The following is an 8,724-nucleotide window of genomic DNA, read 5'->3' on the forward strand; positions in this document are numbered from 1 at the left end:
TTGACCCCCTCGTTCGTGCGGCGCCTTACGCGCCGGAGCCACCGCCGACCGTGAGCACCTTGACCGCGCGCTCATCCACAAGGAGGCCGTCCGCACGCTGAAGGAACCGGTAAACGATCTGGTCCGAAAGGAACTTCAGGTCAACGGACCGCTCGACGCGGAGCGGGCCCGCCAGGCGGACGGTGTACTTCGACAGGTCCCCGAAGGTGACCTTGGCGTCCGGGACACTCACGTCCGTGAGGACCGGGCGACCGTTGAAGGTGTCCGGGGCGCCCACCTGTACGGAGGACTGCCACAGGTACTGACCGTCAGTGCTCTTCAGCTTCCGCATCTGGGCCGCCACCTTGTCGGACACGACGAAGGCCGCGTTGGCGCGGTAGGAGCTGGGCAGCTCGTAGTACAGGTCAATGAGCGCGTCACTGACCGTCGCGTCCTTCGCCGTGGCGGTGAAGGTGGCGGTGGCCGGCGAACCGGCGGTGATGATGCCGCGCGGCTGGTTCGTGCCGGAGCCGGTCAGGAAGTGGTCACCCATGCCCGCACCGATGGCCGGGCCCGCGTCGCCCACCAGGAAGCCGACAAGGTCAAGCGCCTGATCCGCGACGAACTCACTGGACACGGTGGACGCGTAGCCGTACTTGAACGCGCCAACGGAGCGCTGAACCGTGGTCGGGTTCGACTCCGGGATGTTCGCGTTCTCGTTGACGATGCTCGCCTGTGCCCGGCCCACGACAACGGTGAAGTCCATGGGCTCACCGCTGGACGTGGTCAGGATGGTGGCGCCGCCCCGCATGACGGTGGAGCGCTCAACGGCCTCCGCCAGGAGACGCCCGTACAGGGTCCGCGCGATGACGGTGTTGCCCGGGTTGGTCTTCGTGTCGATGGCCGCGCGGGACTCCGGCGCGAACGCCACCGTCTGGTTCACGCCCAGGGCGCGGAGCTGGGCAGCAGCCTCCGCCAACTTGTCCTGGGTCTCCTTCTTCGAGCCGGTACCGTTCAGGCCCTGCATGAGGGCGCTGACCGACTCGCCGGACTTCAGGACTTCGATGCCCCGCTTGATCCGGCCGTCATAGTCCGCGATGGAGTCCAGGAGCTTCGTCTCCTTGCCCCGGGACTCCGCGTCCATCTCCTTGCCCGCGAACTCCTCCGTCAGGGTGCGGAGTTCGGCGGTGGCCCGCTCGCGCGCCTCAAAGTTCGCGCTCAGGGTCGTAGCGTCCATGTGGTTCCCCCCGTGGTGATGAGCGCGCGGAACAGTGCACGCGCGTCCTTGTGCTCATCCGGCTCGTCCTCTTCGGACTCGTCCGGGTCCTTCTCCACCGGCCCCCCAGCCGGTTCGTCCGCGCCCTCCGGCGACTCCTCCGGGTCGTCCTCTTCGGACTCCTCCGGGTCTTCGTCGTCCGGCTTCGCGGCGCGGAGTTCGACGCCCAGCACTGCCCCGATGGACCGAAGTGCCGCGTCAGTGGTCGGATACGCCGGGGTGAGGACTGGCCCCAGTTCGGCAACATCCATTTCGGTGATCTCCCGGATCGGGAGACCGGTCTCCGGGTCCGTCCCGGCCCGGCGCTGCCCACCCCTGCCCACGCGGAAGGTGAAGGAAGATCCCTTCACATCCCCGCGCTTGAGGAGTTCGGCAAGGTCCCGGCCCGTGGTCGTGTTCGGTAGGTCGATCTCGTACCAACCGCCGTGGTCGTCCTCACCCACGCGGAGCGTGCCGGAGGAGCGCCGGCCAAGGACCCGGTCCATGTTGTGGTTGAAGGTGGCCACCACGTCGTTGCGCTCAAGGGAGGCCATCCCGGCCCCCGGCGCGATGCGCTCCCGGAAGCCGCCCAGGTCGTGGGACAGCTCCCCGAACCGGTACGCGTACCCGCGCATCGTGGTCGTGTCGCCGTTGGCCCGGACCTCAGCCGGAGCGCTCAGGCTCCGGGTCTCCTTCGTCATCGTCTTCGTCCCCCTCGTTGGTCTCGTCCGGGGCCGGGTCTTCCGGCTCCGGCTCCGGTTCCGGCGCGGGGGGTTCGTCTTCGTCGGACACGTCGCCCAGGTTCAGCGGCACGCGGTACGCGGCGCCCAGCCCATCGGGCAGGGGCTCAAGGTCTTCGGCGGCCCGGACTTCGTCTATGGAATAGATCCCGTTCTGAAGCCCCAGGCTGTAAAGCTCCATGCGTTCCTTCGGGGCGCCCCGCTGGATTCCGTCAAGCGAGAACTTGACGAACTTGTGGCGGTCGGCGGTCTCCGCGAACAGGAGCCGCGTGAAACCGGCCTCGATGCGCTCAAGCCACGGCCGAAGGCTGAACATGCTGAACGCCTGGTTCTGTTCGGCCAGTCCGCTGCCCCAGCTCGTGGAGCCGGACGCGTCCGCTATCAGGTGCGGAGGCACGCCGAAGATCCGGGCGATCTCCGGAATCTGAAAGGCGCGAGTCTGAAGGAACTGGGCTTCGTCCGGGGTCAGGCTGACCTTTGAGAACTTGGCGCCTTCCGTCAGGAGCGCGACCCTGTGGGCGTTGTCCGGGCCGGAGTTGGCCAGGCGCCACGCCTCCCGGGCGCGGGCAAGACCGTCCTCCGACATGGCGCCGGGGACTTCCACGATGGCAGCCGGCACGGCGCCGTTGCTGAAGAACTTGGCGCCGAAGGTCTGGGCCGCAAGCGTGAGCCCGATGGACTCCCGCGCGTAGTTGATCGGGCTGACCCCGGTGAACTCACCCGGGAGCATCATCCCGGGGATGTGCAGGATCTCCCGCGACGTGAAGTAGCCAACCGCCACTTCGTTGCCGTCCGCGTCGATGTCGAACGCCTCGAAGACCTTGCGCCGGGAGCCGTCCACCACCACCGCGTGGGTCACGATGCGGGACGGGTCCAGCACGTCCAACCCGACGATGGCCGTGTTGTCCGGCGACCACCGCACGGCCAGGTAGGCGTTGCCCTCAAGGAGGAGGGACAGGACGATCTGAGAGATCAGGTCGATACGGCCCAGCCCGCCCGGCTCCGCCGTGGGGTAGTCCAGCCACGTCGGGGAGGTCACCTCCCGGCGGGCACCGCCACGGCGCGAATACGCGGCGACGGGGAGCGTGGCTATGGTCTCCGACAGGAGACGGATGCACGCGAAGACCGCCGACACCTGAAGCGCCGTTGAGGAGTTGACCCGCTGACCGGCGGACGAGACCACCCCCGGGAAGGGGTAAAGGTCCGTGTCCGGTTCCCAGTTGGCCCGCGTCTCAGGAGCGCGGGGCTTGAACAGTGCAGACCAGAAGCCCACGACTCACCCCCGTGCCCGCGCACAGAGGCGGGCCGTTACAGAGCCCGCGCGCAGAGGCGGGCGTCACAGATCGTCAAAGAATTCGGCTGAGCCGCCGAAGGCGAAGACCTCACCGTCCGTCTCCCAGGTGGCGAGGATCGGAGCGTCTACGAAGCCGGGGTTGTCCTCCCGCCACAGCACCGCGCCGTGAACGGCCAAGATCATGGCTATGGCCAAGTCGATCTTCCGGCGGCTCGAAGCGTGCTCCTTCGTGATGCGGGCCCCGTGCCGGTCCTCCCGCAGCACCGCGTTGCCGATGTGGCGGGCAAGCGCCGGGTTGCCGTCGTGGCTGAGGCGTCCGTCCCGGGCCGCGTCGTAGACCGCCTGGGTGGCGGGGATCATCCGCTTCAGGCTGTTGGTCGGGAACGCCTCCACCGGGTGGCCCTCCGCCTCAAGGCGGTCAAGGCTCTCCTCCCAGCGGTACGGGTCGGCCACAAGGACGCGGACCTTGTACGTGTCCAGCGCGGAGCGGAGAGCGTCCCGCACGTCCGCCATGGGAACGCGCCAGTGGGCATCGTCCGCCGGGGCCTCCCAGTGCCCCAGGACGAACACGCGCAGATCATGAACGCGGCAGGCGACCAACGCTGTTGAGTCGCCCTTCCAAGATCCGTCGAAGCCCAGGACCACGGCGTCACCGGGGCTGAGTACGTCATCCACGGCCAGGGTGTCCCACAGGCCATGAGGCAGCCACGAGCTACCGCCCCGGACGAACTGACTGAGTCGGTAGATCCGGAAGGACGCTTCGGTACTGCGCTGACAGGCGGCTTCGAAGTCCGCCGGGTTGAGGATGCTGAAGGAGGGGTTGCACCGCTCCCAGACCTCCGGGTCCGTGTGGTCCACGGTGTCCCCGATGCGCGGGCCCCAGCTCCGATAGAAGAGCGTGGGGTCCTCAAGCTCCCCGGAGTTCACGCGCTCGCCCTGGGTGCAGAGCTGGGCGAACGGGCCGTCAGGGTCCGGGCCGGCGGTGCTGATGATCCAGAACATCGGCTCCCGCCGCGCGGCGGACCCCAGCGTCAACGCGTCGAACAGGTCCGCCGACTTGGCGAAGGCGTACTCATCGAGACTGACGGAGCTGGGGTTCAGGCCCTGTTGGCGGCCCGCGTCGGCGGACACCACGCGGTAGGTGGAGTCCTGATAACGAATGATGTCCCGCTGGACCTCACACACTGATGAGAGCTTCGGGGAGGCCAGGACCATGGACTTGGCCGCGTCGAAGACCATGCGGGCCTGGGCCCGGTCGTTGGCCGCAGCGATGATCTGGCGCTGGGTGTCGGCCCGGTCCGCCACAAGGTGGTACAGCATGATCCCGGCGGCAAGGGTTGACTTGCCGTTCTTCCGGGCCACGCAGACCACGGCGGTCCTGTGCTTGCGGCGCCACCGGCCGAAGGCGTCCCGCTCAAGGCGGTAGGCGTCAACGAGTAGTTCGCGCTGCCACGGGAGAAGCGTGAACGGCTGACCGGCGAACGAGCCCGTCAGGACACAGAACTTCTCAATCCAGTTGGCGACGCGGTGGCCCTCCGACGCGAAGTCGGCCCCGGCGGGGATGTGCCGCGCGATGACAGGGTCAAGCCCGTCCCACATACGACACCCCCCGGGGCAGAAGTCGGCGGGACTTGCCGCCACCCGGCGGGCCTCCGCCGCGACGATGCCCAGGCGCATCCGCGCTTCCGGGCTGAAGCCAATGGCTGTTTCGATGGCGCGTAGTTCGCGCTCCGTGGTCTCCACGTACCGCATGGCCGGGTGAATGGCCGGCTGCCCTGTGGACCCCACGACGGACAGGCCCTCAGCGTCGATGAGCGCCAGGAGGTCCGTCCGCCGGTCGTGAAGCTCCGCGTACCGCAGGATCACGTTGCGGTCCGTCTCCGGGCTGTACGCCCCGCCACCCGCCTGCCAGACCGCCCGCCACACTTCCCGGCCCGGCGCCTTCAGGTGGCTTGGCACGCGCGGGGCACGGCCCTCGTAGACCACCGGGGCAGCCTCCGGGGAGGCGGCGCCGTTGGGGTTGCCCGTTCGCTGGGCCGGAGACTTCGCGCGGGACATCGGACACCTACCTCAGCGGGGAGTTGGACTCCCTCAGCGGGTGCGGTGCTCAGGGACGGATGCCGGAGGGGCAGCGCCACCGGCGCCAAGCTCGTGAGCACGACCACCGCCAGGCGGCGCGTCCTCCGGCGTCCCGCCTCACGACTCCCTCAGTCCGCTCCGGGTGGTGCGGGGCGCGGGGTGCACGGGCGGAACAGGCATGTTCAGGGGGCTTACCGGGGGCTTACCGGGCTCGTTCTCGAAGCCCTCCCGGAGCGTCCCCCCAGGTCAGCACCGGGGCGGGCCGCCAAAAACGGAGCCGCACCTAGGGCGCGTAATCCGAGCTGGGGCCGGGATCGCCGGCGGGCACGCGCGGGAACTTCCGCGCCGCTCTCCCCCTCCCTCAGAAGGGCGGAGACGTGTAGCCCATGTCCACGCGGGTCTTCGCCTTGTGGCACGTGCGGCACAGGAGCTGAACGTTGCCGTCCACGTCCTCACCACCACGCGACAGGGGGACGATGTGGTCCACGTCCATGGCCGAAGCCAGGAAGGACAGACCGCAGCGCACGCACGAGCCACGGCCCGCACGCTTCAGCGCACGTCGCAGACGAGCCGCCGCAGCGTTGCCCCGCGCGATGGCCTCACGGCGCTTGCGGTGGGACTGAACGGTACGGCCCGACTCGTAGGCGCGGTGGTGCTCAGCACACCGGCCCGCATGGGTGGCGTACGCCCGACAGTCCAGACAACGCGTGCGCATGGCACCCCCCGGTACGCGCATGGCCCCCCCTACCGGGAGGCCCCCCTACCTACTCACGTGAGTAGGTTGAACGATGTGGACCCATGCCGCTCCGCCTGAGCGGTCTTACAACCCCGGTCAGCCACCCTGAAGGGTGGGTTACTGGTGGGCGGCTCAGGCGCCCCCATGAGCGGCATGGGTCAGGACCCGCCCCCGGGATCGAACCGGGAACTCTGCCGGTTGCTCCGGATCTCCCATCTCTGGGGCCGGTACGGCGCACCTCTACCAATTGGGTCAGGCGGGTCATAGCCCGGGGCTCAGAACCCAGGTGGAGAACCACACCGGGGAGCCTCACGGGCACAAGGTGAGGGGGGTCTCAGTCCGCCATATGGCACGTAGCCGGAAGGGTGCGCGGTATCCCGCCCTCACCCTGTATCTAGTGAGTGGATTGCCTGATCAGGGGCCGTAGTTGGCCGGTCGGGCGGGGCCTCGTGGCGGGCCCCGGTGACGAAGTGACGGAGTGCCGGGCGGGCCGGGGTTGCTCCCACAGAAGAGATATTTGGGCTTCGTAGTCTGGATTGGATCTCTTCGTCACTTCAGCACTTCGTCACTGGCGATCACTAGGTGTCCAATTGCCTGACTCTCTGTAGTGGACTTATCGGGGCAATCTGCGCCCCGCCCCACCGCCGAAGCGCGGCACAGGTCAGGTACATGTCAATACAGCCGCCGGCAAAAGGGGCCGGACCCGAAGGCCCAGCCCCATGCCCCGCTCAGGCAACAAGCTCCACGTCCGCCGGGGTGATAACGCGGTTGATCCCGGTCCACGCGTAGTGGAAGCGCTCCGGGGTGACCGGGGTACGCCCAGCGCCGAACTTCGGACGGACGCACACCCCGTCCAGCGCCAGGAACAGGAGTTCGCGCCGCTCCTCGGTTGTGGCCTGTTCCCACGCCTCCCGGATCGTGTCCGCGTCCAGGAGATAGCCGATGTCCGCCGTAGGCTCCGGGATCTGGCTCAGCACGTTCTCAGCGGCACGGACGGCGTCCTCTGCTTCCTTGAGCAACCCGGGGTAGAACTGGGCGGCGGGGCCTTCGAACTCCTTGCGCTTGTACTTGGCCGTAACCAAGTCCTCAAGGGCCGCCTTAGCGTTCTCAAGGCGCTCCTCCGCCTCCCGGCGCTCCGCCACACTGTCCGGCCGGTGCGTGTCCAGCCAGCGGGCCGCCACGGCGTGAAGAAGTGGGGAGTCCGGCGCGCTCGCCGTGAGCCGGTTGACGAACGCCTGAAAGACGAAGCTCTCAGCGTGCGTGGCCGTGATGCTCGTCGGGTTATCGCACGGCTTGCCCCCGGCGTTCTTGTGCGGGCAGCCGAAAGACCTACCCCGCTTGATCAACGTGCGCCCGCACCCAGAGCAGTGCATGACGCCGGAAAGCTCGTGGCGCCCCACGGAGCGGACGCCCCTCTTCGTGCCCTTCTTCCCGAACAGGGCCGTTCGCTCAGCCACCACCTTGCGGGCCTTGAGTTGCTGGGCTTCGGTGACAACGCCCTTGCCCACCGTGACGCGCTGCCCCTTGTCATTGCGGTAGATGGGGTCTTCACGGTCGTCCCAGTCACTGGCGGGCTGGAAACCGATATACGCGGGGTGCCGAAGGATCTTGTAGAGCCGGTTGGGGCTCCAGATGCGCCCAGGCTGAGGGAAGATCCCATCTGCCTGAAGACGCGTGATGACCACGGGCACGGTGGCACCCCCGCCCACTTCCCGCACGATGCGCCGGATCACGTCGGCCTTCGTCGGTCCGTCCGGCTCTCCGGGAATCGCCGGGGACGGGTCCGGGACGAGCCGCCGCGTCTTCGGGTCCTTCTTCAGTCCGTAGGGAACCCGCTTGGCGAGCCAGATCCCTTCGTCCTTCGAGTAGCGCCACGCGTCGGCCACACGGTCCGACAGTTGGTCAGAGAACTCCTTAGCGTCCTCAGCCCGCCACATGATCATTCGGCGGTCTTTCGGCTCGCTCGTGTCGAGATTGTCCGACCCGAAGAAGATCCGCTTGCCTTCGAGACGATCCATGATCGTCAGAACGGCAAGCGCGCCCTTACGGCTGAAGCGGTCCAGCTTGTACGACCAGAGGCAGCGGGTAGCGCCGCTTTCGAGAGCGCGGAGCCCAGCGTCATACCCAGGACGGTGAACGTCCTTGCTCCCGCTGATCCCGTTGTCCACCCACACGAACCGGGGCCGATAGCCGTTCCACTCACCCCAGCGGATTCCGTCGTTGATCTGTTGGTTGACGCTCAGCTCACGATCTTCGCGGCCCTTCCGGGAAACGCTCTTGCGCGCGTAGATGTCCATGTCCCCGTTGGGGTCAAGGATCTGATACGGCACGGCAACCCGGGCGCGGGAGTTCGAGCCGGCGAAGGTGGTGGGTCGTTCTGCGGTCAGTGTGCTCATGGCGGGCCCTCCCCCTTCCGCTGGGGGGCTCCCTGGCCCTCAGCGGGCCCCGTGGCCCCGGAGGGGCTAAGGGGCGCTCTCCGGGGCGCGTGGCCCCCTCTACTGAGGGCCTAGGGAGTGGGTTGCCTGTAGGTGCGTTTACCTTGCACCTCTGCAAGCGGAAGGGTGTGATAGAAGCAGCAATCGAAAGGTTGTCTGAGCTGCGGAAACGCTGATCTCAGCGTCCGGAGCTGGGTAAATCAGGC

Annotated in this window: 6 protein-coding genes; all 6 read right to left on the minus strand. The window is 68.0% G+C overall.

Annotation, left to right across the window (positions count from 1 at the left end):
• Positions 1-25: 25 nt before the first annotated feature.
• A complete protein-coding gene (locus ABZ854_RS34485; protein WP_361219204.1) occupies positions 26-1,216 on the minus strand; it encodes a phage major capsid protein in 1,191 nt (396 codons plus the stop codon).
• Positions 1,198-1,935: an HK97 family phage prohead protease gene (locus ABZ854_RS34490; RefSeq protein ID WP_361219206.1), complete on the minus strand. Its 738-nt coding sequence runs from the start codon at positions 1,933-1,935 to the stop codon at positions 1,198-1,200. The genes ABZ854_RS34485 and ABZ854_RS34490 overlap by 19 nt, the downstream gene beginning before the upstream one ends.
• A complete protein-coding gene (locus tag ABZ854_RS34495; protein WP_361219209.1) occupies positions 1,898-3,247 on the minus strand; it encodes a phage portal protein in 1,350 nt (449 codons plus the stop codon). Before ABZ854_RS34495 ends, ABZ854_RS34490 begins: the two co-directional genes overlap by 38 nt.
• A 63-nt stretch (positions 3,248-3,310) precedes the next feature.
• Positions 3,311-5,326, minus strand: a complete 2,016-nt coding sequence (locus tag ABZ854_RS34500; RefSeq protein WP_361219212.1) for a phage terminase small subunit P27 family — start codon at positions 5,324-5,326, stop codon at positions 3,311-3,313.
• Positions 5,327-5,708: 382 nt separating this feature from the next.
• The gene (locus ABZ854_RS34505) at positions 5,709-6,083 is read right to left on the minus strand and encodes an HNH endonuclease signature motif containing protein (RefSeq protein ID WP_361219215.1); all 375 of its coding nucleotides are present in this window, start codon (positions 6,081-6,083) and stop codon (positions 5,709-5,711) included.
• 728 nt (positions 6,084-6,811) lie between these two features.
• Positions 6,812-8,479 carry a recombinase family protein gene (locus tag ABZ854_RS34510; protein WP_361219217.1) on the minus strand — a complete coding sequence of 556 codons (1,668 nt, stop codon included), beginning with the start codon at positions 8,477-8,479 and terminating at the stop codon, positions 6,812-6,814.
• Positions 8,480-8,724 lie beyond the last annotated feature (245 nt).

Origin of the sequence: Streptomyces sp. NPDC047028, from assembly GCF_040644095.1 — a bacterium.
In the GTDB taxonomy this organism is placed as follows: Bacteria; Actinomycetota; Actinomycetes; order Streptomycetales; family Streptomycetaceae; genus Streptomyces.

What these genes read in the sequence shown, in the direction of transcription:
- ABZ854_RS34490 (WP_361219206.1), bottom strand. Translation starts at nt 1,935, where the DNA reads ATGACGAAGGAGACCCGGAGCCTGAGCGCTCCGGCTGAGGTCCGGGCC.
- ABZ854_RS34500 (WP_361219212.1), bottom strand. Translation starts at nt 5,326, where the DNA reads ATGTCCCGCGCGAAGTCTCCGGCCCAGCGAACGGGCAACCCCAACGGC.
- ABZ854_RS34505 (WP_361219215.1), bottom strand. Translation starts at nt 6,083, where the DNA reads ATGCGCGTACCGGGGGGTGCCATGCGCACGCGTTGTCTGGACTGTCGG.
- ABZ854_RS34510 (WP_361219217.1), bottom strand. Translation starts at nt 8,479, where the DNA reads ATGAGCACACTGACCGCAGAACGACCCACCACCTTCGCCGGCTCGAAC.
- ABZ854_RS34485 (WP_361219204.1), bottom strand. Translation starts at nt 1,216, where the DNA reads ATGGACGCTACGACCCTGAGCGCGAACTTTGAGGCGCGCGAGCGGGCC.